At 69.8% G+C, this 20,813-nt stretch carries 19 protein-coding genes; 11 read left to right on the plus strand and 8 right to left on the minus strand.

All coding sequences use genetic code 11. The annotated features are described in order from the left end of the window. Positions 1–85: 85 nt before the first annotated feature. The 5 genes from BLU22_RS07300 to dksA all read right to left on the minus strand — a co-directional run bounded on the left by BLU22_RS07300 (position 86) and on the right by dksA (position 6,203). Positions 86–1,492, minus strand: coding sequence for a sigma-54-dependent transcriptional regulator (locus tag BLU22_RS07300; protein ID WP_090213270.1), 1,407 nt, complete (start codon positions 1,490–1,492; stop codon positions 86–88). A gap of 129 nt (positions 1,493–1,621) precedes the next feature. Next, entirely contained in the window at positions 1,622–4,567 is a 2,946-nt protein-coding gene (locus BLU22_RS07305; RefSeq protein WP_090213272.1) for a sensor histidine kinase, read from the minus strand. Then, a complete protein-coding gene (locus tag BLU22_RS07310; RefSeq protein ID WP_090213274.1) occupies positions 4,551–4,727 on the minus strand; it encodes a hypothetical protein in 177 nt (58 codons plus the stop codon). The genes BLU22_RS07305 and BLU22_RS07310 overlap by 17 nt, the downstream gene beginning before the upstream one ends. Before the next feature lie 76 nt (positions 4,728–4,803). Further along, positions 4,804–5,691, minus strand: a complete 888-nt coding sequence (gene gluQRS, locus BLU22_RS07315) for a tRNA glutamyl-Q(34) synthetase GluQRS (RefSeq protein ID WP_090213275.1) — start codon at positions 5,689–5,691, stop codon at positions 4,804–4,806. A gap of 68 nt (positions 5,692–5,759) precedes the next feature. After that, positions 5,760–6,203, minus strand: a complete 444-nt coding sequence (gene dksA, locus BLU22_RS07320) for an RNA polymerase-binding protein DksA (RefSeq protein WP_090213277.1) — start codon at positions 6,201–6,203, stop codon at positions 5,760–5,762. A gap of 191 nt (positions 6,204–6,394) precedes the next feature. Between dksA and BLU22_RS07325 the strand changes: the two genes are divergently transcribed. Further along, a complete protein-coding gene (locus BLU22_RS07325) occupies positions 6,395–7,576 on the plus strand; it encodes a pyridoxal phosphate-dependent aminotransferase (RefSeq protein WP_090213278.1) in 1,182 nt (393 codons plus the stop codon). Further along, complete coding sequence (sfsA, locus tag BLU22_RS07330) at positions 7,566–8,273, plus strand: DNA/RNA nuclease SfsA (protein WP_090213280.1); 708 nt, start codon at positions 7,566–7,568, stop codon at positions 8,271–8,273. Before BLU22_RS07325 ends, sfsA begins: the two co-directional genes overlap by 11 nt. Before the next feature lie 16 nt (positions 8,274–8,289). On the opposite strand, the gene BLU22_RS07335 is transcribed toward sfsA, so the two are convergent. After that, on the minus strand, positions 8,290–8,607 hold the full coding sequence (locus BLU22_RS07335; protein ID WP_090213281.1) for a Rieske (2Fe-2S) protein: 318 nt from the start codon (positions 8,605–8,607) through the stop codon (positions 8,290–8,292). 133 nt (positions 8,608–8,740) lie between these two features. Between BLU22_RS07335 and BLU22_RS07340 the strand changes: the two genes are divergently transcribed. Genes BLU22_RS07340 through BLU22_RS07350 form a run of 3 tightly spaced genes read left to right on the plus strand, consistent with a single transcriptional unit; the run spans position 8,741 to position 11,476 of the window. Beyond that, positions 8,741–9,778 (plus strand): FecCD family ABC transporter permease, encoded by a 1,038-nt coding sequence (locus BLU22_RS07340; RefSeq protein WP_090213283.1) that lies wholly within the window; start codon positions 8,741–8,743, stop codon positions 9,776–9,778. Then, the gene (locus BLU22_RS07345; protein WP_090213284.1) at positions 9,778–10,545 is read left to right on the plus strand and encodes a heme ABC transporter ATP-binding protein; all 768 of its coding nucleotides are present in this window, start codon (positions 9,778–9,780) and stop codon (positions 10,543–10,545) included. The genes BLU22_RS07340 and BLU22_RS07345 overlap by 1 nt, the downstream gene beginning before the upstream one ends. A gap of 40 nt (positions 10,546–10,585) precedes the next feature. After that, complete coding sequence (locus BLU22_RS07350) at positions 10,586–11,476, plus strand: ChaN family lipoprotein (protein ID WP_090213286.1); 891 nt, start codon at positions 10,586–10,588, stop codon at positions 11,474–11,476. A gap of 202 nt (positions 11,477–11,678) precedes the next feature. Here BLU22_RS07350 and BLU22_RS07355 read toward each other — a convergent pair whose 3' ends face one another. Next, positions 11,679–11,954: a TfoX/Sxy family DNA transformation protein gene (locus BLU22_RS07355; RefSeq protein WP_090213288.1), complete on the minus strand. Its 276-nt coding sequence runs from the start codon at positions 11,952–11,954 to the stop codon at positions 11,679–11,681. 152 nt (positions 11,955–12,106) lie between these two features. Further along, on the minus strand, positions 12,107–13,651 hold the full coding sequence (locus BLU22_RS07360) for a bifunctional aminoglycoside phosphotransferase/ATP-binding protein (RefSeq protein WP_231975283.1): 1,545 nt from the start codon (positions 13,649–13,651) through the stop codon (positions 12,107–12,109). 115 nt (positions 13,652–13,766) lie between these two features. Here BLU22_RS07360 and mrcB point away from each other — a divergent pair, with 115 nt between their 5' ends. The 6 genes from mrcB to ilvC all read left to right on the plus strand — a co-directional run bounded on the left by mrcB (position 13,767) and on the right by ilvC (position 20,794). Beyond that, positions 13,767–16,103, plus strand: a complete 2,337-nt coding sequence (gene mrcB / locus BLU22_RS07365) for a penicillin-binding protein 1B (RefSeq protein WP_090213291.1) — start codon at positions 13,767–13,769, stop codon at positions 16,101–16,103. A gap of 46 nt (positions 16,104–16,149) precedes the next feature. Beyond that, complete coding sequence (locus BLU22_RS07370; protein WP_162274149.1) at positions 16,150–16,827, plus strand: tetratricopeptide repeat protein; 678 nt, start codon at positions 16,150–16,152, stop codon at positions 16,825–16,827. Continuing rightward, a complete protein-coding gene (locus tag BLU22_RS07375; protein WP_090213294.1) occupies positions 16,827–17,165 on the plus strand; it encodes a YqcC family protein in 339 nt (112 codons plus the stop codon). The genes BLU22_RS07370 and BLU22_RS07375 overlap by 1 nt, the downstream gene beginning before the upstream one ends. A gap of 349 nt (positions 17,166–17,514) precedes the next feature. Continuing rightward, positions 17,515–19,239 (plus strand): acetolactate synthase 3 large subunit, encoded by a 1,725-nt coding sequence (locus BLU22_RS07380; protein WP_090213296.1) that lies wholly within the window; start codon positions 17,515–17,517, stop codon positions 19,237–19,239. A 2-nt stretch (positions 19,240–19,241) separates the two neighbouring features. Beyond that, complete coding sequence (gene ilvN / locus BLU22_RS07385; protein ID WP_090213298.1) at positions 19,242–19,733, plus strand: acetolactate synthase small subunit; 492 nt, start codon at positions 19,242–19,244, stop codon at positions 19,731–19,733. Between the two features lie 44 nt (positions 19,734–19,777). Beyond that, positions 19,778–20,794, plus strand: a complete 1,017-nt coding sequence (gene ilvC / locus BLU22_RS07390; protein ID WP_090213299.1) for a ketol-acid reductoisomerase — start codon at positions 19,778–19,780, stop codon at positions 20,792–20,794. The last annotated feature ends 19 nt before the right edge of the window (positions 20,795–20,813 follow it).

Here is a 20,813-nt window from a genome sequence, read left to right on the forward strand (position 1 = left end):
CAGGGTGGCCCTCAGGCGTAAAAAACCGGGTTCCCGTTACCGATGAACCCGGTTGCTGTTACGCGGCGCCGATGTGGGTAACACCTCAGGTGTCGCTCGCGGCCCCGGACTTGCGGCGCGGGATGCCCAGGCGCTGGCGGCGTTCCCACAGGCACTTGCGGCTGATGCCCAGCTTGCGGGCCAGTTCGGTCTCGGTCATGTGGTCCTGGTGTTCGAGGACGAAGTGCTGGAAGTAGTCCTCCAGCGACAGGTCCTCGGCTGGCTCGTTGCTGGCGGCCGGCGCGTGTTCGCCGTGGGCGGGGGCGAAGTCCTCGTCCAGTTCGACGTCGATGCCCAGGAGGTCGAGAGGGATCTGCGAGCCCTCGCTGAGGATCACCGCGCGCTCGATGGCGTTCTCCAGCTCGCGCACGTTGCCCGGCCAGTGGTAGTGGCCGATGGCCTTGAGCGCCTCGGCGGAGAAGCTCAGGGCCTCGCGGCCCATGCGCGCGCACTGGCGGGCGAGGAACACCTGGGCGATGTCCTGCACGTCGTCCTCGCGCTCGCGCAGCGCCGGCAGGCGCAGGGAGATGACGTGCAGACGGTAATAGAGGTCCTCGCGGAACTGGCCGTTGCGCGCCAGGCTCTTCAGGTCGCGGTGGGTGGCGGCGATCAGGCGCACGTCGACCTTCTGCGACTGCACCGAGCCGACCCGGCGGATCTCGCCTTCCTGCAGCACGCGCAGCAGGCGCGCCTGGGCCTCCAGCGGCAGCTCGCCGATCTCATCGAGGAACAGGGTGCCGCCGTCGGCCGCCTCGACCAGGCCGGCGCGCCCGGCGGTGGCGCCGGTGAAGGCGCCCTTCTCGTGGCCGAACAGTTCCGACTCGATCAGGGTTTCCGGAATCGCCGCGCAGTTCACCGAGATCAGCGGCGCCTTGGCGCGCCGCGAGAGATTGTGCAGGGCGCGCGCCACCAGCTCCTTGCCGGTGCCGGACTCGCCCTGGATCAGCACCGTGGAGTCGGTGGGCGCCACCTTGCGGATCTTGCCGAACAGGTCCTGCATGGCCGCGCAGCGGCCGATGATGCCGATCTCGTCGCTGCCGGCGCCCTGCCCGGCACGCGCCCCGGCAGCCTGTACGGCGGGGTTCTCGGCGGCCTGCGCCGGGCGCCGCTCGCGCAGGATGCGCGCCACCGCCTGCAGCATCTCGTCGTGGTCGAACGGCTTGGCGATGTAGTCGATGGCGCCGAGCTTCATCGAGTCGACCGCCGAGCGCAGGCTGGCATAGCTGGTCATGATCAGCACCGGAGTGGCGCCGGCCAGGCCGATCAGTTCGGTGCCCGGCGCGCCGGGCAGGCGCAGGTCGCTGATCACCAGGTCGAAGCTGGGAATGCTGTAGCGCTCGCGGGCCTCCTGCACCGAGCCGGCTTCGCTGACCTGGTACTGGTTGCGCTCCAGCAGGCGGCGCAGGGCCGAGCGGATGATGGTTTCGTCTTCGACGATGAGGATGTGTGCCATGTCTGTTCAGCTCTCGCGACGTACACGGAAGCGCCCGGAAACCGTCGCCGCCGCACGGGCCGGTGCGGCGGGGAGGGGCGGCGCGGGGCGCTGCCCGGGGATGACGGTATCCGTCGACTTCACGGATTGCTAGTGGGCCGTCGGGCCGGCATAGCGCGGCAGGGTAACCCGAATGCGCGTGCCGCGCTGCTTTTGCGGGTCGGCCGGGCTGTCGATGGTGATCTGGCCGTAGTGCTCCTCGACGATCGAGTAGACCAGCGCCAGGCCCAGGCCGGTGCCCTTGCCGGGGTCCTTGGTGGTGAAGAACGGCTCGAACAGGCGGTCGACGATCGACTTGGGAATCCCCGAGCCCTCGTCCTCGACGATCAGTTCGACGGTGTGCTCGCCGGCCTCGCTGCGCACGCGGATCGCGCTGCCGGCGGGCGAGGCGTCGCGGGCGTTGGACAGCAGGTTGATCAGCACCTGGGCGAGGCGCTGCGGGTCGCCCTCGACCCAGTGCTGCGGGGCGCAGAGGTTGAAGTACTGCACGTCGTGCTCGCGGTTGAGCGACAGCAGGGCGATGGCCTCGCGGGCCACTTCGGCCAGGCAGACCGGCTCGCTGGCCTGCTGGCGGCCGCCGGCGTGGGCGAAGCTCATCAGCGACTGGACGATGCGGGTGATGCGCTTGGTCTGCTCGATGATCTGCGCGCAGGTCTCGACGATCTCGGCGTCGCCCTCGCGCTCCTCGTGCAGGTTCTGCGCCAGGCAGGCGATGCCGGTGACCGGGTTACCGATCTCGTGGGCCACCCCGGCGGCCAGCCGGCCGATCGAGGCCAGGCGCTCGGAGTGCACCAGGCGGTCTTCCAGCAGCTGGGTCTCGGTGTGGTCCTCGACCAGCAGCACCAGGCCGCTGTTGCCCGGCGCCAGCGGCTCGTCGATGGCCGCCTTGTGCAGGTTGAGCCAGCGGGTCTGGCCGTCGAGGCCGAGGCTCTGCTTGTGTAGGTGCTCGTCGGCGGCGTCGACGAAGCGGCTCAGCAGGCCGCGCCAGGGTTCGGCCAGGCTGCCCAGTCGCGAGCCGACCACCAGATGCGCGTCGATGCCGGTGAGTTCCTCCATGGCGCGGTTCCACATGAGGATTTCCTGGTCCTTGGCCAGCGAGCAGACGCCCATCGGCAGCTCCTGCAGGGTCTGCCGATGGTAGCGGCGCAGGGCGTCCAGCTCGGCGGCCAGGCCGGTGAGGCGCGACTGGTAGTCCTCCAGACGGCTCTCGATGAAGTGGATGTCCTCGGTGACGTAGGTTTCGCCGCCGACCTTGTAGGGCAGGAAGTTCTCGACGATGTCCTGGGCCACGCTCGGCCCCATCAGCCCGGACAGGTTGGCCTCGATGCGGTCGCGCAGGCGGCGCAGGGCATAGGGGCGCTGCTCGTCGAAGGGCAGGTCGAGGTCGCGCAGCGCCTGCTCCACCTCGCGCTGGGCGGTGCGCGCGCCGAGCGGTTTGGCCAGTTCGGCGGCGAACTCCTGGGGCGAGCCGGCGACCAGCTCGCGGCGCTGCGGGCGGCGCAGGTTATCCACCGCGCAGGCCTCGGCGGCGCTCTGTTCCTCGGCGCTGGCCTCGCTGAGCAGCGAGACCAGGGCGAACACCAGCACGTTGGCGGTCAGCGAGGCGATGGCCGCCAGGTGCCAGCTGGTGTCGTCGAGCACGTAGACCAGGTCGAGCAGCGGCAGGTAGAAGCCGGGCACCTTGGCCACCAGCGGCAGCAGCATGGTCAGGACCCAGACGCTGGCGCCGGCCAGCAGGCCGGCGATGAAGCCGCGGCGGTTGGCGCTCGGCCAGTAGAGCAGCGACAGCGCGCCGGGGAGGAACTGCAGGGTGGCGACGAAGGACACGGTGCCCAGGTGGGAGAGGTTCTGCCCGGCGTCGATCAGCCGGTAGAAGCCGTAGCTGGCGGCGATGATCGCCACGATCAGCGCCCGGCGTGTCCACTTCAGCCAGCGGTAGATGTTGCCCTCGGCCGGCGGCTGGTAGAGCGGCAGGACCAGATGGTTGAGGACCATGCCCGACAGCGCCAGGGTGACCACGATGACCAGTCCGCTGGCCGCCGACAGGCCGCCGACGTAGGCGGCGAAGATCAGCCAGGGCTGCTCCACCGCCATGCCGATGCCCAGGGTGTAGTACTCGGGGTTGGTGCTGGCGCCGAGCTTGAGGCCGGCCCAGAGGATCGGCGGCACCGCCAGGCTCATCAGCAGCAGGAACAGCGGCAGGCCCCAGCTGGCGCTGATCAGGCTGCGCGGGTTGAGGTTCTCGGTGAAGGCCATGTGGAACATGTGCGGCATGACGATGGCGGCGGCGAAGAACACCAGCAGCAGGGTGCGCCAGGGGCCTTCCTGCAGCGGGGTGTGCAGGGTGGCCAGCGCCGTCTGGTTCTGCAGCAGCCACTGTTCCAGGCCCGCCGGGCCGTCGAACACGCCGTACAGCGCGTACAGGCCGATGGCGGTCATCGCGCAGAGCTTGACCAGCGACTCGAAGGCGATGGCGATCACCAGCCCCTCGTGGCGCTCGCGGGTGGCGATGCGCCGGGCGCCGAACAGGATGGTGAACAGGCTGATCAGCACGCAGAACACCAGGGCGACCTGCTCGTGGTTCTGCTCCTGGCCGATGAGCGCGACGGTATCGGCGATCGACTGGATCTGCAGGGCCAGCAGCGGCAGCACGGCAAGCAGCATGAACAGGGTGGTCAGCGCGCCGGCCCAGGTGCTGCGGAAGCGGAAGGCGAACAGGTCGGCCAGCGAGGCCAGCTGGTAGGTGCGGGTCAGGCGCAGGACCGGCTGCAGCAGCACCGGGGCGAGCAGGAAGGCGCCGGACAGCCCCAGGTAGATGGCCAGGAAGCCGTAGCCGTACTGGTAGGCCAGCCCCACCGCGCCGTAGAACGCCCAGGCACTGGTGTACACCCCCAGCGACAGGGTGTAGGTCAGCGGGTGGCGCACCAGCGCGCGCGGCAGCAGGCCGCGCTCGGTCAGCCAGGCGAGGCCGAACAGCAGCAGCAGGTAGAAGGTGCTGATCAGCAGCAGGTGGGTCGGGCTAAAGCTCGTCGGCATCGCGCTGGCTCTGCAGGATGAAGGTGACGACGATCAGGATCAGCCAGAGCATGTAAGGCCGGTACCAGGCGCCGGTGGGTTCGATCCACCAGTCCATGATGGCCGGGGAGAACAGGTAGATCCCGACCACCAGGATCAGTACCAGCCGGTAGATGTACATGGCAGGTCTCGCGTGCGGGGTGGCGGACGATGGTAGCCGAGGGCCGGTGCCGCTGGAAGCGTGGCCGCTGCGGCGTTCAGCGCAGCGTCGCCTCGTCCAGGCCGGTGCACCGGGCAATGGCGGCGACGTTCCAGTGGCGCACGCCCCAGTCCAGCACCCCGGCGACCGGCTCGCCGGCCAGCGCTTCCGGCGGCTGCTGGCCGAGGGCGCGCAGGGCGCGCACCAGCAGGGCCGGGGCGCGGTCGGCGGGCAGCGGCGGCGAGCGGTAGGACTTGCCGAGCTTGTGGCCGTCGGGCTGCAGCAGCAGCGGGATGTGCAGGTAGCGCGGGTGGGGCAGGCCGAGCAGTTCCTGCAGGTACAGTTGGCGCGGCGTGGAGTCGAGCAGGTCGGCGCCGCGCACGATGTCGGTGACGCCCTGCCAGGCGTCGTCGAGCACCACCGCCAGCTGGTAGGCGTACAGCCCGTCGCGGCGGCGGATGACGAAGTCGCCGACCTCGCGGGCGAGGTTCTGGGCGAAGCGGCCCTGCACCCGGTCGACGAAGGCGTACTCGGCGTCCGGCACGCGCAGGCGGATCGCCGCGTCGTGGCGCGGCCGCCGCAGCTCGCGGCAGGTGCCGGGATAGAGGTCGTGGCCTGCGAGCTGCTTGCGCGAGCAGCTGCAGGGATAGGCCAGGCCGCGCTCCAGCAGGGTCTCCAGCGCCGCGGCATAGGCGTCGTGGCGCGCGCTCTGCCGCTCGACCGCGCCGTCCCAGTGCAGGCCGTAGGTTTCCAGGCTGCGCAGGATGGCGTCCTGGGCGCCGGGCATCTCGCGCGGCGGATCGAGGTCTTCCATGCGCAGCAGCCAGCGCCCGCCGACGGCGCGGGCGTCCAGCCAGGAGGCGAGGGCGGCGACCAGCGAGCCGAAGTGCAGGTAGCCGCTGGGGGTCGGGGCGAAGCGGCCGGTGTAGGCGGGAATCTGGCTCATCGCGGCGGAATCGGGGGCGGGAGGGGACGTCAGAAACGACACGGGGCGCCGTGGCGCCCCGTGGTGGGTCAGGAACCCAGCTGCTTTTCCTTGATTTCCGCCAGCGTCTTGCAATCGATGCACAGGGTGGCGGTGGGGCGGGCTTCCAGACGGCGGATGCCGATCTCGACGCCACAGGATTCGCACCAGCCGTAATCGTTGTCTTCGATCAGTTGCAGGGTTTCGTCGATCTTCTTGATCAGCTTGCGCTCGCGGTCGCGGGTGCGCAGTTCCAGGCTGAACTCCTCTTCCTGGCTGGCGCGGTCGGCCGGGTCGGGGAAGTTGGCGGCCTCGTCCTGCATGTGATGCACGGTGCGGTCGACCTCCTCCATCAGCTCCTGCTTCCAGTTGTTGAGAATGCCGACGAAATGAGCGCGCATCGCATCGCTCATGTACTCCTCGCCGGGGGTTTCCCGATAGGGGTCGAAGCTGCGGATCAGTTGACTGCTCTTTTCTTGGGTCTTGGTGGGCATGATATGTCCGCCTCTCACATTCGCTAATCCCGTGCGCAGGTTGTGTCCATCAGCGGCATTTTAGCCGGCCCTGCGGTTGCAAGCGGGCGAACCTACCAGAAAGCCCCGGCGGGCGCCAGTGCATGCCCTCCGCGCGCCTGGGCGCGGCGCCAGTTGCTAGAATCGCCCTTTGCCTGATCACGGAGCTACGCATGCCGGCGTCCTACAGTGCGCGCAGTCGCGCCATCGAACCCTTCCACGTCATGGCCCTGCTGGCGCGTGCCAACGAGCTGCAGGCGGCCGGGCACGACGTCATCCACCTGGAGATCGGCGAACCGGACTTCTCCACCGCCGAGCCCATCGTGCGCGCCGGGCAGGCCGCGCTGGCCGCCGGGCACACCCGCTACACCGCGGCGCGCGGCCTGCCGGCGCTGCGCGAGGCGCTGGCCGGCTTCTACGCGCGGCGCTACGGGGTGGACATCGACCCGGCGCGGATCCTGATCACGCCCGGCGGCAGCGGCGCGCTGCTGCTGGCCGCGGCGCTGCTGGTCGATCCCGGCAAGCACTGGCTGCTGGCCGACCCGGGCTACCCGTGCAACCGCCATTTCCTGCGTCTGGTGGAGGGCGCTGCGCAGCTGGTGCCGGTCGGCGCCGAGAGCCGCTACCAGCTCAACCCCGAACTGGTGGCGCGCCACTGGGACCGCGACAGCGTCGGCGCGCTGCTCGCCTCGCCGGCCAACCCGACCGGCACCGTGCTGTCGCGCGAGGAGCTGGCCGGCCTGTCGGCGGCGCTGCGCGCGCGCGGCGGCCATCTGGTGGTGGACGAGATCTACCACGGCCTGACCTACGGCCTGGAGGCGCCCAGCGTGCTGGAGGTGGACGACGAGGCCTTCGTGCTCAACAGCTTCTCCAAGTACTTCGGCATGACCGGCTGGCGCCTGGGCTGGCTGGTGGCGCCGCACAAGGCGGTGCCGGAGCTGGAGAAACTGGCGCAGAACCTCTACATCAGCGCGCCGACCATCGCCCAGCACGCCGCCCTGGCCTGCTTCGAGGAGGAGACCCTGGCGATCCTCGAAGCGCGCCGCGCCGAGTTCGCCCGGCGCCGCGACTACCTGCTGCCGGCGCTGCGCGAACTGGGCTTCGGCATCGCCGTGGAGCCCGAGGGCGCTTTTTACCTGTACGCCGACATCGCGGCGTTCGGCGGCGATTCCTACGCGCTGTGCCAGCATCTGCTGGAGACCGAGCATGTGGCGATCACCCCGGGGCTGGACTTCGGCCGCCACCAGGCCGGCCGCCATGTGCGTTTCGCCTACACCCAGAGCCTGCCGCGCCTGGAGCAGGCGGTCGAGCGCATCGCCCGCGGCCTGCGCAGCTGGCGTCCCGATGCAGTTTGATCCGCCGCTGGAAGAGGGCCGCCTGCTGCGCCGCTACAAGCGTTTCTTCGCCGATGTCGAGACCGCCTCGGGCGAGACGCTGACCATCCACTGCCCGAACACCGGCTCGATGCGTCACTGCATGAGCGAGGGCGCGCGGGTCTGGTTCAGCCGCTGCGACGATCCCAAGCGCAAGCTGCCCGGCACCTGGGAGCTGGTGCAGACGCCCCACGGACGGCTGGCCTGCATCAATACCGCGCGGGCCAATCCGCTGGTCGAGGAGGCGCTGCGCGCCGGGGCGATCGCCGAACTGGCCGGTTTCCAGCGCCTGCGCCGCGAGGTGCGCTACGGCGAGGAGAACAGCCGCATCGACTTCTGCCTCGACTTCGCCGCGGGGCCGGCGTTCGTCGAGGTCAAGAGCGTGACCCTGGGCTTCGACGGCAGCGCCGTGGCAGCCTTCCCCGACGCGGTCAGCGCGCGCGGCAGCAAGCACCTGCGCGAGCTGGCCACCCTGGCGCGGCGCGGGGTGCGCGCGGTGCAGCTGTACTGCGTGAACCTGTCCGGCATCGAGGCGGTGCGCGCCGCCGCGGAGATCGACCCGGGCTACGCCTGCACCTTGCGCGAGGCGCGCGCCGCCGGGGTCGAGGTGCTGGCCTACGGCGCCGAGCTGTCGGCGCAGGGCCTGCGCCTGGTGCGGCGTCTGGAGGTCGTGTCCTAGCGCTGTCGCTGCGCGGCTAGAGCTCGACCCAGATGGCGCCGTCCTGCTCGCGGCAGGGCAGGGCGACGAGGAACTCGCCGGCGCAGGGGCCGGCGACGCATTCCCCGGACTCGATCAGGAACAGCGCGCCGTGGCGGGCGCACCGGATCAGGCTGCCGCTGTCGTCGAGAAAGCGGTCGGGTTGCCATTCCAGCGCCACGCCGCGGTGCGGACAGCGGTTGCGATAGGCGTAGACGCGGCCCTCGCGGCGCACCAGCAGCAGGGCCTGGCGGCCGATCTGGAAGCCGCGGCTGCTGCCCTCGGGCAGCTCCGGGCTGGCGCACAGTCGTGGCATGCTCACCTCCGCAAAAACGCCGATTATCCCCGGCCGCGCGGGCCGCTGGCCAGTACCGGGCATGCCGGCGCTGTTCCTCGGCGCGGCGGCCTCTTATCCTGCGCGCAGGTTTTCCCGGCTGGTGCCCTCCCCGATGATCGTTCCGCTGCGCGGCCCCTGGCTGCTCCCCCTGTTGCTGCTGGTGCTGGGCCTAGCGTTCTGGCTGTCGCTGGCGCTCGGCCCGGTGCCCCTGCCGCTGGCCGACATCCTGCGGGTGCTGGGGCGCCTGGCCGGCCTGCCGCTGGACGGCGAGGGGCTGCAGCAGGCCGAGCTGATCGTCGCCCAGATCCGCCTGCCGCGCAGCCTGCTGGGGCTGGCGGCGGGCGCGGTGCTGGCGCTGTGCGGGGTGGCGATGCAGGGGCTGTTCCGCAATCCGCTGGCCGATCCGGGGCTGATCGGCGTGTCCGGCGGCGCGGCGCTGGGCGCGGCCTGCGCCATCGTCCTCGGCGCCAGCCTGGGCGGGCTGCCGGAGGCCTGGGCGCCCTACCTGCTGTCGGTGTCGGCGTTCGCCGGCGGCCTGCTGAGCACCGCGCTGGTCTACCGCCTCGGCCGCCGCGACGGCGAGATCCGGGTGGCCACCATGCTGCTCGCCGGCATCGCCCTGACCGCGCTGTCCGGCGCGGCCATCGGCCTGCTCAGCTACCTGGCCGACGACACCACCCTGCGCAGTCTGACCTTCTGGAACCTGGGCAGCCTCAACGGCGCCAGCTACCGGCGCCTGTGGCCGCTGCTGCTGATCGCCCTGGCCGTGGCGCTGTGGCTGCCGCGCCGCGCGCGGGCGCTCAACGCCCTGCTGCTGGGCGAGTCGGAGGCGCGCCACCTGGGCTTCGAGGTCGAGCGGCTCAAGCGCGAACTGGTGTTCTGCACCGCGCTGGGCGTCGGCGCGGCGGTGGCGGCGGCCGGGATGATCGGCTTCATCGGCCTGCTGGTGCCGCACCTGATGCGCCTGCTGGTCGGCCCCGACCACCGCCTGCTGCTGCCAGCGGCGGCGCTGGGCGGCGCCAGCCTGCTGCTCGGCGCCGATCTGCTCGCCCGTCTGGCGCTGGCCCCGGCGGAGCTGCCGATCGGCATCGTCACCGCGCTGCTCGGCGCGCCGTTCTTCCTGTTCCTGCTGGTACGGGGGCGCTACTGATGCTGCGCAGCGAGGGGCTGGCGGTGCGCCGTGGCGGGCGTGCGGTGCTGCAGGGCATCGACCTGCAGTTGCATCCGGGCGAGGTGCTCGGCGTGCTCGGCCCCAACGGCGCCGGCAAGAGCAGCCTGCTGGCGGCGCTGTGCGGTGAGCTGGCGGCGGCCGGCGGCGCGGTGTGGTTCGACGGGCGGCCGCTGGCGCACTGGCCGGCGCTGCAGCGCGCCCGGCGCCTGGCGGTGCTGCCGCAGAGTTCCAGCCTCGACTTCGCCTTCCGCGTCGAGGAGGTGGTCGCGCTCGGCCGCCTGCCGCACGCCAGCGGCAGCGCCGCCGACCGGCGCATCGTCGAGGCGGCGCTGGAGGCCGCCGACATCGCCGCGCTGCACGGGCGCAACTACCTGACCCTGTCCGGCGGCGAGCGCCAGCGCGTGCATCTGGCCCGGGTGCTGGCGCAGCTCTGGCCGGGCGACGTAGGACAGGTGCTGCTGCTCGACGAGCCGACCGCGATGCTCGATCCGCAGCACCAGCACCGCTGCCTGGCGGCGGCGCGGCAGCTGGCCGCGCGCGGCGTGGCGGTGCTGGTGATCCTGCATGACCTGAACCTGGCCGCGCGCTATTGTGAGCGCCTGCTGCTGCTCGCCGAGGGGCGCGTGCAGGCGCTGGGGGCGACCCGCGAGGTGCTGCGCGCCGAGCTGCTGGAGGCGGTGTTCGGCCTGCCGGTGCTGGTCCGCGAGCACCCCGAGCGCGGCCACCCGCTGGTCATCGCCCGCTGAGGCGAGGCGTTCTTCACTGCTGTCCGCTCAAGGAGGTTCCATGCGTGTCCTGTCGTTGCTGTGCGCTGCCCTGTGGCTGTGCGGCTGTGCCGCCACCTCGCCCGGCGTCACGCCGCTGCCGGCCTGGCAGAGTCCCGAAGGGCGCGCGGATGCGCAGCTCGGACAGATCGTCGAGCTGGCCAGCGGTCGCACCCTGACCCCGCAGCAGCTGCTCGACCGACTGGCGGAGGCGCCGCGGCTGCTGATCGGCGAGCAGCACGACAACCCCGATCACCACGCCCTGCAGCTCTGGCTGCTGGAAAACCTGGCCGCGCGGCGCGCCTCCGGCAGCCTGCTGCTGGAAATGCTCAACCCCGACCAGCAGGCGCGCGTCGATGCGCTGCGCGCCGCCCTTGCCCGCGGCGAGCGGCCGGAGCTGCCGGCGGCGCTGGCCTGGCAGCCCGGCTGGGACTGGGCGCAGTACGCCGCGCTGGTCGACTGGGCGCTGCGCCAGCCGGCGCCGCTGTGGGCGGCCAACCTGGATCGCGAGGAAATCCGCCGTCTCTATGCCGAGCGCCCGGCGCTCGCCGGACAACGCTCGACCCGCGCGGCGGTGAGCGAGGCGCTGCTGGCGCAGATCCGCGCCTCGCACTGCGGCCTGCTGCCGGACAGCCAGTTGCCGGCAATGCTGGCGGTGCAGCAGCAGCGCGACCGGCGCATGGCCGAGCGGCTGCGCGCGGCGCCGACCCCGGCGGTGCTGATCGCCGGGGCCTTCCATGCGCGCCGCGACTTGGGCGTGCCGCTGCATCTGGAGGATCTCGGCGCCGCCGAGGGCGCCCGCGTGCTGATCCTCGCCGAAGTCGGCAAGCCGGTGGCGGCGCAGGCCGCCGACTACGTCTGGTACACCGCGGCGGTGCCGGCCGAGGATCACTGCGCGCGCCTGCGCCGCTAGCCGCGGTGGCGCGCTGAACGGTTTTTCCCGGGCAAAAAAAGACCCGGCGGGGGAGCCGGGTCGAAACCGTGATTAGCCTGATGAGGAGATAACCGAAAAGCCAGTCTGCCAGGGCCTTTCGTCTATCGACCGATCTCGCGATCAGTTGAGTTGATGATAAGTGTTTTCATTTGAGAGTCAAGCGCATTCTGCGCAAAGGCCTTTACAAGGTGTTACCGCTCTTGCCGAGCGCCTCGACCTGCTGCAGCAGGCGCATCTTGTGCTCGTCCGTCAGCTCGCTCCAGTGGCGGTCGAGCAGGGCGCCCTCGATGGAATAGAGCAGCACCCGCGAGGCGTTGATGCCCCGGGCCAGCACCGCCCGGTAGGCGGCGGCGGCGCCGAGGCGGCGCAGCTCGCCTGCGGTGTGGATGCCCACGGTGTGCAACCAGAGCGCCGAAGTCTTGCCGAGATTGCGCATCTGCAACAACTCGTCGTTCATCGCCTCCCCCTTGCAGCCATGCGCTGCCCACGCGCCCGGCGGCACGCGGCGGGGCGCTGTCTCGTTGTCGTGTCCGCGACGGGGAGGTGCTGGCCGCCCCGCCATATTTCAGTCTAGTCGGCTGTGGCGGGGGCGGCCGGGAGGCGGGGATGTCAGAGTTCGGGCAGTTGCTGGCGGATGCGCTCGACCAGACCGTTGAGGCTGGCGGCGTCGTGGGTGTCGATCCGCCCGCTGTGCGGCAGTTCCTCGTCGCGCAGCGGTTCGCGCCCGGCCTCCTGGGCCTGGATCACCGCGAGGGTGGCATCGGAGGGGTCGCGGCCTTCGGCCTGGCGCTCGGCCAGCCAGGCGGCGATCACCGTCTGCGGCGCCTGGCAGTCGAGGATCAGGAAGGGCACGCCGCTGTCCTCGGCCACCGCCTGGGCGGCCAGGCGCTGGGCGTGCTTGAGGTAGGTGGCGTCGAGCACCACCGGGAAGCCGGCCCGCAGGATGCCCGCCGCCAGCCGGTGCAGCTGCGCGTAGGTCTGCTGGCTGGCCTCGGCGCCGTACAGCTCGGCTTCCCCGGCGGCGGGGAACAGGCGCTTGCGCTCGACGTCCGAGCGCAGGCGCACGGCGCCGAAGGCCTCGACCAGGCGCAGGGCGACGTGGCTCTTGCCGACCGCGGAGACCCCGTGGGTGATGGCCAGGAAGCGCGAGGGAATGGCGCTGTAGCTTTCCGCCAGGGCGGCGTAGTTGCGGTACTGGCGCAGGATCATCGCGCGCTCCACCGGGTCCTGCTCCTGGCCGAGGCGGAACAGGCTGATCTTGGCGCGGACCATGGCCCGGTAGGCCTTGTAGAACGGCAGCAGGGCGAGGCCGGCGTAGTCGCCGCTCAGCTCCAGGTAGGCATTGATGAAGCGCCGCGACAGCGCCTTGAGGCCACGGTCTTCCAGGTCCATGGCGAGGAAGGCGGCGTCGCTGATCACGTCGATCAGGCGGAACGGCTCGTTGAACTCGATGCAGTCGAACAGCACCACTTCGCCGTCGATCAGGGTGACGTTGGCCAGGTGGATGTCGCCGTGGCATTCGCGGATGAAGCCGTCGGCCTTGCGCTGTTCGAGCAGCGGGGCGAGGCGCGCGAAGGTGTCCTCTGCCCAGGCTTCCAGATGCTGCAGCTGGGCCAGGTCGGCGGTCTCCTCGCCGAGCAGCGGGCGGATCTGCTCGAAGTTCTGCCGCACCGGCGCCATCACCGCCTCGGCGCTGCCCAGCGCGTGCCCGGCCGGCACGCGCGCGGCCTGGGCGTGCAGCTCGGCGATGCGCTGGGCGAGGGTGTCGATGTGCGCCGGGGTCAGTTCGCCGCGGGCCAGCACGTTGGACAGCAGGCCGCTCTGCGGGAACTGGCGCATCTTCAGCAGGTGGTCGACGACCGGGCCGTCGCCGCCGAGCTGCGGGGCTTCCGGGCTGCCGGTGACCGGCAGCACTTCCAGATAGAGGTCGCGGGCGCTGCGCTGGTTGAGGCGCAGCTCCTCGTGGCAGAAGTGCTCGCGCGCTTCGCGGCTGCTGAAGTCGAGGAAGCCGAAATCGACCGGCTTCTTCAGCTTGTAGGCATAGTCGCCAGTGAGCAGAACCCAGGAGATGTGCGTCTCGATGACTTCGAACCCCGCCACCGGGTGGGGATAAAGGGCGGGATTCTGCAGGGCTTCGATCAGGGACTGGCTCACGGGCGATCCTTTTCGTCGGAAAATGGTCAGAGCGGCATTATGGCGGCTCGCCCGGTGCCTGCAAACCGCCGGGCGTGCCATCCGTCCACGGCAAAGCCACGTATAATCCCGCGCCATGACTCGATCCCGTACCCCCTCCCGCTCTGCCCGCGGACGCCGCCAGGTGCCCGCCAAGACCCGTCCCTGGCTGCGCTGGCTGATCCGCCTGGGTCTGCTCGGCGCGCTGCTGCTGGCCGGCCTGATGATCTACCTCGATGCGGTGGTGCAGGAGAAGTTCTCCGGCCAGCGCTGGACGGTGCCGGCCAAGGTCTACGCCCGCCCGCTGGAGCTGTTCGCCGGCCTCAAGCTGAGTCGCGACGACTTCCTCACCGAGCTGGACGCCCTGGGCTACCGGCGCACCCGCGCGGTGCAGGGGCCGGGCGAGGTGTCCGTGGCCGGCAACCAGGTCGAGCTGCACAGCCGCGGCTTCCAGTTCTACGACGGCAGCGAGGCGCCGCAGCGGCTGCGCGTGGCCTTCTCCGGCCAGCAGGTGAGCAGCCTCAGCCAGCCCGGCGCCGGCAGCCTGGCGGTGGCGCGTCTGGAGCCCCTGCTGATCGGCGGCCTGTACCCGGCGCACAACGAGGACCGGGTGCTGATCCGGCTCGACGAGGTGCCGCCCTACCTGGTCGAGACCCTGATCGCCGTCGAGGATCGCGAGTTCTACAACCATTTCGGCGTGTCGCCCAAGTCGATCGCCCGCGCCATATGGGTCAACGCCAGCGCCGGCTCGGTGGTGCAGGGCGGCAGCACCCTGACCCAGCAGCTGGTGAAGAACTTCTTCCTCAGCAACGAGCGCAGCCTGACCCGCAAGGGCACCGAGGCACTGATGGCGCTGCTGCTGGAGCTGCATTACGACAAGCAGCAGATCCTCGAGGGCTACCTCAACGAGGTGTTCCTCGGCCAGGACGGCCAGCGTGCGATCCACGGCTTCGGTCTGGCCAGCCAGTACTTCTTCGGCCAGCCGCTGGCCGAACTGCGTCTGCACCAGGTCGCCCTGCTGGTCGGCATGGTCAAGGGGCCGTCCTACTACAACCCGCGGCGCCACCCGGAACGGGCGCTGGAGCGGCGCAACCTGGTGCTCGACCTGCTCGCCGCGCAGGGCGTGGCCAGCGCCGAGGAAGTGGCCCGCGCCAAGCAGGCCGGGCTGGACGTCAGTCCGCGCGGCAGTCTGGCCAACAGCTCGTTCCCGGCGTTCCTCGACCTGGTCAAGCGCCAGCTGCGCCAGGACTACCGCGAGGAGGACCTGACCGAGGAAGGCCTGCGGATCTTCACCAGCTTCGACCCGATCCTCCAGCTCAAGGCCGAAACCGCCATGGCCGACACCCTCAAGCGCCTCGGCGCGCGCAAGGGCGTCGACGAGGTGGAGGCGGCGATGGTGGTGACCAACCCGCAGACCGGCGAGATCCAGGCGCTGCTGGGCAGCCGCCAGCCGCGCTTCGCCGGCTTCAACCGCGCGCTGGATGCCCAGCGGCCGATCGGCTCGCTGGTCAAGCCGGCGGTCTACCTGACCGCCCTGGAGCGGCCCAGCCAGTACACCCTGACCAGCTGGCTGGCCGACGAGCCGTTCTCGGTCAAGGGCGCCGACGGTCAGGTCTGGCAGCCGAAGAACTACGACCGCCGCGCCCACGGCACCATCTTCCTTTATCAGGGGCTGGCCAACTCCTACAACCTGTCCACCGCCAAGCTGGGCCTGGAGGTCGGCGTCGACAACGTGCTGAAGACCGTGCGCCGCCTCGGCGCCGAGCAGGACTGGCCGGCCTACCCGTCGATGCTGCTGGGCGCCGGCGCGCTCAGCCCGATGCAGGTGGCGACCATGTACCAGACCATCGCCAACGGCGGCTTCAATACCCCGCTGCGCGGGATCCGCAGCGTGCTGGCCGCCGATGGCGAACCGCTCAAGGGCTATCCCTACGAGGTGCAGCAGCGCTTCGATCCGGGCGCCATCCACCTGCTGCAGACCGCGATGCGCCGGGTGATGCGCGAGGGCACCGGTCGCTCGGTCTACAACCAGGTGCCGGGCTCCCTGGAGCTCGCCGGCAAGACCGGCACCAGCAACGACTCGCGCGACAGCTGGTTCGCCGGCTTCGGCCAGGATCTGCTCGCCGTGGTGTGGATGGGTCGCGACGACAACGGCACCACGCCGCTGACCGGCGCCACCGGCGCGCTGCAGGTGTGGAGCGGCTTCATGCGCCGCGCCATGCCGGCCTCGCTGGACCTCACGCCGCCGGACAACGTGCAGCGCGCCTGGATCGACCCGTACAGCGGCCAGGGCTCGGACGCCAGCTGCCCGGGCGCGCTGCAGATGCCGTATATTCGCGGCAGCGAGCCGCCGGCCGGCATGCCCTGCCAGTCCGCCCCGGCGCTGGAGGCGGTGGACCCGGTGCTGGACCTGATCCGCGGCTGGCTGCAATGAACGCTGGCGACGCGGTCGCGAACAACTGACGAGAAGGGGATCGATGGTGAACAAGGCTTGGTGGGTGCCGCTGGCACTGTCTCTGCTGGCGGGTTGTGCGACGCCCGTGCAGCGCGGTTCGATTCCGGTGGTGGACGCCGGCGTGCCGCTGCCGTCGGCCGGCGGCGTGGCGACGCGCCAGCCGAGCGCGCCGCCGCGCGCCGTCGCGCCGGCCGTGCCGCAGGACTCCGGGGTGGTGGTGATGGTGCCCGACGCGGTCGGCGCCGCGCCCCTGCAGACTTTCCCGGCCAGCACGGCCGCGCCGGGGCTGAACACCACCTTCGAGCCGCCGCTCGCGCCCAGCCAGCTGAGCCAGCCCAGCGCCGGGGTCGGCGCGGTGACCCTGGCCGCCGACGAGCAGCTCGACGGCCCGGTGCTGGCGCTGCTGACTTCCGCGCAGCAGATGGAGCGCAGCGGCAACCTTGGCGGCGCCTCGGCCAGCCTCGAACGCGCCCAGCGCATCGCCCCGCGCGAGCCGCAGGTGCTCTATCGCCTGGCCGAAGTGCGTCTGGCCCAGGGCGACGCCGCCCAGGCCGAGCAGCTGGCGCGTCGCGGGCTGAGCTACGCCGGCGGGCGTCCCACCCTGCAGGCCAGTCTGTGGGACGTGATCGCCCGCGCCCGCGAGCGCCAGGGCGATGCTGCCGGCGCTGCCGAGGCGCGCCAGCGCGCGCGGGTCAACCTGTGATGGACGCCCGTATTCCGGCGCTGGCCGAGCAACTGCTGCTGATCGAGCGCGAACTGCGCCTGCTGGGCTGGTGGAGCGAGCAGATGCCGGCGGCCGAGCGTCTGGCCAGCGTCGAGCCGTTCTGCGTCGACACCCTGGCCCTCGAAGAGTGGTTGCAGTGGATCTTCCTGCCGCGGATGAAGGCGCTCATCGAGTCGGGCGGCACCCTGCCGGGCGCCTGCGCGATCCGCGCCATGGCCGAGCAGGCCTGGCCTCACGAAGGCCGGCGGGTGATCGTGCTGCTGGAGGCGCTGGGCGAGTTCGACCGCCTGATCGGCGAGCCGTCCGCGTCGATCTGAGCGCCGTGGCCCGGGCGGCGCCGCGCTTTTGCCCTGCCGTCCGGGCGGCAAACTTCGGCTTGACTTGCCCGGGCCTAATCCGAACAATCTGTGATTCGCTTGGCGGGTCGCGACATTTCGCCCCGCTCGGCAGACCATGAGGTGCACACCCGCGCCGCCCAAGCCAGGCCCTGTCACGCGTTTACCTCGCGCCGGGGTGGGGGCCTCCGTAACGCAGGATCGCTCCCGATACTCGCTAAGTCAGCAGCTGACGTCGCCGGCGACTACCATCGCCCATGCTCTGCCTGGCAGTTAACCGAACTTCGGTCGCCCTTCTGTGGGTGTTTCTCAGGCGTTCTAGAGGTGAAACGTGGAGCTTTTATCAGGCGCTGAAATGGTCGTCCGCTTCCTGCGCGACGAAGGCGTGAAGTACATCTACGGGTACCCGGGAGGTGCCCTCCTGCATATCTACGATGCCCTGTTCAAGGAAAAGGCGCTCGAGCACATCCTCGTCCGCCACGAACAGGCCGCGACCCACATGGCTGACGGCTATGCCCGCGCCACCGGCAAGGCCGGCGTGGTGCTGGTGACCTCCGGTCCCGGTGCGACCAACGCCATCACCGGCATCGCCACCGCCTACATGGACTCGATCCCGATGGTGGTGCTGTCCGGCCAGGTGCCGAGCACCATGGTCGGTACCGATGCCTTCCAGGAAACCGACATGGTCGGTATCTCCCGGCCGATCGTGAAGCACAGCTTCATCATCAAGCACCCCTCGGAAATCCCCGAGGTGCTGAAGAAGGCCTTCTACATCGCCGAGTCCGGCCGTCCCGGTCCGGTGGTGGTGGACATTCCCAAGGACATGACCAACCCGGCCGAGAAGTTCGAGTACGTCTATCCGAAGAAGGTCAAGCTGCGCTCCTACGGCCCGGCCGTGCGCGGCCACTCCGGCCAGATCCGCAAGGCTGCCGAGATCCTCCTGGCCGCCAAGCGTCCGGTGCTCTACTCCGGCGGCGGCGCAGTCATGGGCAATGCCGCGGCACCGCTCACCGAGCTGGCGCGCATGCTCAACCTGCCGGTCACCAACACCCTGATGGGCCTCGGCGGCTATCCGGGCAGCGACCGCCAGTTCCTCGGCATGCTCGGCATGCACGGCAGCTACACCGCCAACCTGACCATGCACCACGCCGATGTGATCCTCGCCGTCGGCGCGCGCTTCGACGACCGGGTGATCAACGGCGCGCCGAAGTTCTGCCCGAACGCGAAGATCATCCACATCGACATCGACCCGGCGTCGATCTCCAAGACCATCAAGGCCGACGTGCCGATCGTCGGTCCGGTGGACAGCGTGCTGAACGAGATGGTGGCGATCCTCAAGGAAATCGGCCAGAAGCCGAACCAGGAGGCGCTGGCCAGCTGGTGGAAGCAGATCGAAGAGTGGCGCGGCAACCGCGGCCTGTTCCCCTACGACAAGGGCGACGGCAGCATCATCAAGCCGCAGACGGTGATCGAGACCCTGCACGAAGTGACGCGCGGCGATGCCTTCGTCAGCTCCGACGTCGGCCAGCACCAGATGTTCGCGGCGCAGTACTACAAGTTCGACAAGCCTAATCGCTGGCTCAACTCCGGTGGCCTGGGCACCATGGGCTTCGGTCTGCCGGCCGCGATGGGCGCCAAGCTGAACTTCCCGGACGCCGATGTCGCCTGCGTGACCGGCGAGGGCAGCATCCAGATGAACATCCAGGAGCTGTCGACCTGCCTGCAGTACGACCTGCCGGTGAAGATCGTCAACCTGAACAACGGTTCGCTGGGCATGGTTCGCCAGTGGCAGGACATGGTCTACAGCGGCCGCCACTCGCACTCCTACATGGAGTCGCTGCCGGACTTCATCAAGCTGGCGGAAGCCTACGGCCACGTCGGGATGCGCATCACCGAGCTGAAGGATCTCAAGCCGAAGATGGAAGAGGCCTTCGCTCTGAAGAACCGTCTGGTGTTCCTCGACATCCAGGTCGATGCGCTCGAACACGTATACCCGATGCAGATTCGTGACGGCTCCATGCGCGACATGTGGCTGAGCAAGACGGAGCGCACCTGATCATGCGACACATCATCTCCCTGCTGCTGGAAAACGAGCCGGGCGCCCTGTCCCGGGTGGTTGGTCTGTTCTCCCAGCGCAACTACAACATCGAAAGCCTGACCGTGGCGCCGACCGAAGACCCGACCCTGTCGCGTCTGACGCTGACCACCGTCGGCCATGACGACGTCATCGAGCAGATCACCAAGAACCTCAACAAGCTGATCGAGGTGGTCAAGCTGGTCGACCTGTCGGAAAGCGCGCACATCGAGCGCGAGCTGATGCTGGTCAAGGTCAAGGCCACCGGCGCCCAGCGCGCCGAGATCAAGCGCACCGCCGACATCTTCCGCGGCCAGATCGTCGACGTCACCAGCAGCGTGTACACCGTGCAGCTGGCCGGCACCAGCGACAAGCTGGACAGCTTCATCCAGGCCATCGGCACCGCGTCGATCCTGGAAGTGGTCCGCAGCGGCGTCACCGGCATCGCCCGTGGCGACAAGACACTGAGCATCTGATTTTGAACAAGGCCCGCGAGGCCGCACTGAACCGAGGATTTCTCATGCAAGTTTATTACGACAAAGACTGCGACCTGTCGATCATCCAGAGCAAGAAGGTGGCCATCATCGGTTACGGCTCCCAGGGCCACGCCCATGCCTGCAACCTGAAGGACTCCGGTGTCGACGTGACCGTCGGTCTGCGTCCGGGCTCCTCCTCGATTGCCAAGGCCGAGGCCCATGGCCTGAAAGTCAGCGACGTGCCGAGCGCCGTGGCTGCCGCCGATCTGGTGATGATCCTGACCCCGGACGAATTCCAGGGCCGTCTGTACAAGGACGAGATCGAGCCGAACCTGAAGCCGGGTGCCACCCTGGCCTTCGCCCACGGTTTCTCCATTCACTACAACCAGGTGGTGCCGCGCGCCGACCTCGACGTGATCATGATCGCGCCGAAGGCTCCGGGCCACACCGTGCGTTCCGAGTTCGTCAAGGGTGGCGGCATTCCTGACCTGGTCGCCATCTACCAGGACGCTTCCGGCAACGCCAAGAACGTCGCTCTGTCCTACGCCAGCGGCGTTGGCGGCGGCCGTACCGGTATCATCGAAACCACCTTCAAGGACGAGACCGAAACCGACCTGTTCGGCGAGCAGGCCGTGCTGTGCGGCGGTTGCGTCGAGCTGGTCAAGGCCGGTTTCGAAACCCTGGTGGAAGCCGGTTATGCGCCGGAAATGGCCTACTTCGAGTGCCTCCACGAGCTGAAGCTGATCGTCGATCTGATGTTCGAAGGCGGCATCGCCAACATGAACTACTCGATCTCCAACAACGCCGAGTACGGTGAGTACGTCACCGGTCCGGAGGTGATCAACGAGCAGTCCCGTCAGGCCATGCGCAATGCGCTCAAGCGCATCCAAGACGGCGAATACGCCAAGATGTTCATCCAGGAAGGCGCCACCAACTACCCGTCGATGACCGCCCGTCGTCGCAACAACGCTGCCCATGGCATCGAGGTGGTCGGCGAGAAGCTGCGCGCCATGATGCCGTGGATCGCGGCGAACAAGATCGTCGACAAGACCAAGAACTAAGGTCTGTGACGAAGAAAAG

Source organism: Pseudomonas guangdongensis (assembly GCF_900105885.1).
Classification (GTDB): Bacteria; Pseudomonadota; Gammaproteobacteria; order Pseudomonadales; family Pseudomonadaceae; genus Geopseudomonas; species Geopseudomonas guangdongensis.

What these genes read in the sequence shown, in the direction of transcription:
- BLU22_RS07310 (WP_090213274.1), bottom strand. Translation starts at nt 4,727, where the DNA reads ATGTACATCTACCGGCTGGTACTGATCCTGGTGGTCGGGATCTACCTG.
- mrcB (WP_090213291.1), top strand. Translation starts at nt 13,767, where the DNA reads ATGACTCGATCCCGTACCCCCTCCCGCTCTGCCCGCGGACGCCGCCAG.
- BLU22_RS07350 (WP_090213286.1), top strand. Translation starts at nt 10,586, where the DNA reads ATGCGTGTCCTGTCGTTGCTGTGCGCTGCCCTGTGGCTGTGCGGCTGT.
- ilvC (WP_090213299.1), top strand. Translation starts at nt 19,778, where the DNA reads ATGCAAGTTTATTACGACAAAGACTGCGACCTGTCGATCATCCAGAGC.
- dksA (WP_090213277.1), bottom strand. Translation starts at nt 6,203, where the DNA reads ATGCCCACCAAGACCCAAGAAAAGAGCAGTCAACTGATCCGCAGCTTC.
- BLU22_RS07325 (WP_090213278.1), top strand. Translation starts at nt 6,395, where the DNA reads ATGCCGGCGTCCTACAGTGCGCGCAGTCGCGCCATCGAACCCTTCCAC.
- ilvN (WP_090213298.1), top strand. Translation starts at nt 19,242, where the DNA reads ATGCGACACATCATCTCCCTGCTGCTGGAAAACGAGCCGGGCGCCCTG.
- BLU22_RS07300 (WP_090213270.1), bottom strand. Translation starts at nt 1,492, where the DNA reads ATGGCACACATCCTCATCGTCGAAGACGAAACCATCATCCGCTCGGCC.
- BLU22_RS07375 (WP_090213294.1), top strand. Translation starts at nt 16,827, where the DNA reads ATGGACGCCCGTATTCCGGCGCTGGCCGAGCAACTGCTGCTGATCGAG.
- BLU22_RS07355 (WP_090213288.1), bottom strand. Translation starts at nt 11,954, where the DNA reads ATGAACGACGAGTTGTTGCAGATGCGCAATCTCGGCAAGACTTCGGCG.
- BLU22_RS07340 (WP_090213283.1), top strand. Translation starts at nt 8,741, where the DNA reads ATGATCGTTCCGCTGCGCGGCCCCTGGCTGCTCCCCCTGTTGCTGCTG.
- BLU22_RS07345 (WP_090213284.1), top strand. Translation starts at nt 9,778, where the DNA reads ATGCTGCGCAGCGAGGGGCTGGCGGTGCGCCGTGGCGGGCGTGCGGTG.
- gluQRS (WP_090213275.1), bottom strand. Translation starts at nt 5,691, where the DNA reads ATGAGCCAGATTCCCGCCTACACCGGCCGCTTCGCCCCGACCCCCAGC.
- sfsA (WP_090213280.1), top strand. Translation starts at nt 7,566, where the DNA reads ATGCAGTTTGATCCGCCGCTGGAAGAGGGCCGCCTGCTGCGCCGCTAC.
- BLU22_RS07335 (WP_090213281.1), bottom strand. Translation starts at nt 8,607, where the DNA reads ATGCCACGACTGTGCGCCAGCCCGGAGCTGCCCGAGGGCAGCAGCCGC.
- BLU22_RS07305 (WP_090213272.1), bottom strand. Translation starts at nt 4,567, where the DNA reads ATGCCGACGAGCTTTAGCCCGACCCACCTGCTGCTGATCAGCACCTTC.